The organism is Mitsuaria sp. RG (genome assembly GCF_028369275.1).
GTDB classification, from domain to species: Bacteria; Pseudomonadota; Gammaproteobacteria; order Pseudomonadales; family Pseudomonadaceae; genus Aquipseudomonas; species Aquipseudomonas peradeniyensis.
Map to the genome: position 1 here is coordinate 1 of NZ_JAQMYQ010000101.1, position 1,728 is coordinate 1,728.

General features: G+C 60.3%; 2 protein-coding genes. Both read left to right on the forward strand.

What is annotated here, in order from left to right:
- A partial coding sequence (locus POF53_RS25835; protein WP_498970037.1) for a type VI secretion system Vgr family protein occupies positions 1–889 on the forward strand: 889 nt, incomplete at its 5' end.
- The coding region (locus POF53_RS25840) for a DUF4123 domain-containing protein (RefSeq protein ID WP_498970039.1) at positions 886–1,728 on the forward strand (843 nt) is incomplete at its 3' end. The genes POF53_RS25835 and POF53_RS25840, both read left to right, overlap by 4 nt.

Below are 1,728 nucleotides of genomic sequence, written 5' to 3' on the forward strand. Positions count from 1 at the left end.
GCGGGTGTCCCAGGGTTGGGCCGGCGGCGGCTGGGGCGCCATGGCCATCCCGCGGATCGGCCAGGACGTGGTCATCCAGTACGTCAACGCCGATCCCGACCAGCCGATGATCACCGGGCGCACCTACTGCGGCAACCAGCGGCCGCCCTACGAACTGCCCAAGCACCGCACGCGCATGACCATCAAGAGCAAGACCCACAAGGGGCAAGGCTTCAACGAGCTGCGCTTCGAGGATGAACTGGGACAGGAAGAGGTGTTCATTCATGCGCAGCGGGATCAGAACAATGTGGTCAAGCATGATGAGACCACGCAGGTTGGCAATGATCGCTCTGAACGAGTCGGACGAGATGAAAAGATTACTGTCGGCCGCAACCGTAGCGAGGAAGTGGGTAACGACGAGCATCTGGTAATCGGCAAAGATCGTCATGAGCAAATTGGCCAGGATGACACGCTGGAAGTCGGTCGCCACTGCACCATCATCACCGGCCATGACCGCACCGAACAGGTCGGCAATCATCGCTATGACAAGACCACTGCAAATCACTCCGTAGAGGTTGGCGGCAACCTGGAGCAACAGGTGGCCGGTCATGTCGCGCTGATGGCCGGACAAGCCATTCGCCATGAAACTCAGGTCATTGAACTCAACGTATCGCAAAGCCTTGTCATCAAGGCACCAGGAGCGACGTTACGTCTCGACGCAAGCGGCATGACGCTCGACGCCATCGCGATAAACATCAAAGGCCCGGTAACCCAGACAGCGGCAGGCGGTTCACGCCAACTGGCGATCAACGCGACCCCGGAGCCTGGGGAAGCCATCTGCGTCAGCTGTTTGCTCAAGGCCATCGCAGAGGGTCGAAATGTCGTTCGCATGGAAGGGGAAGACGAATGAAAGGTACCTTCTACGACCGGCTATTGGCTCCCTTGTATCAATCGGAGCGCTATCGGCTATCCGCCCTCCTCGAACTGTCACGGCTTGACGACGAACAGCTGGAAAAGCTCGGCCAGCGAAAGGAAGTGTTGCACTCACTGATGCCGCAGAAGGCGCTCAGCCATTTGCAGCAGGTCGGTACCGTCCTGTGCGCTGCAGACGCCAGCACCCGTTTGCAGGGCCAGTCCGACTTTTTCTGGCAGCTCACCGACCTTTGCAAGGATGCCATCTGTGGCTGGATCGTCAGCGCGCTGCCGGCCAAGGACCTGGCCGCACATCTGGCACAAGCCAACACTCTTCTGGCCCCGGACGGTCATCGCTACCTGTTGCGCTATCACACCGAGCAGGGCCTGCGTGTGCTGCACGCTCGCCAGGATCTGCCCGACATCCTCGACTGGCTAGCCCCTATCCATACCTGGTGGGTGCCCTACCCCGATGCCGCCCGGCAATTATGGTACGACTTTTCCGGCGGCGACCGGCCTGAGGCCAGAGCGCTCGATGGCCTCAGGCTTGATCAGGCCTGTTGGCAGTCGCTGGCAGGAGATGCATTGGCGTATCAGCTTGCTGACCGACTCAAGCACAACCTGCGCGCGAGCGGCAAACCTGAACAATGTCATGTCGTTCGCCTGGGCCTCGCGCAGAGGCTCCTGGCCTTTGCACGTGAATCAGGCCTCATACGGCAGGAAGACCAGATTACCTATGTGACCTTCATGGCGCTGCTGGGTGAGGGCCTGACGAGCGATCCCGTCTGGCAAGCCGCCATCAATGACGCCCTCGACAAGCAAACGTCGCTCGTCGAG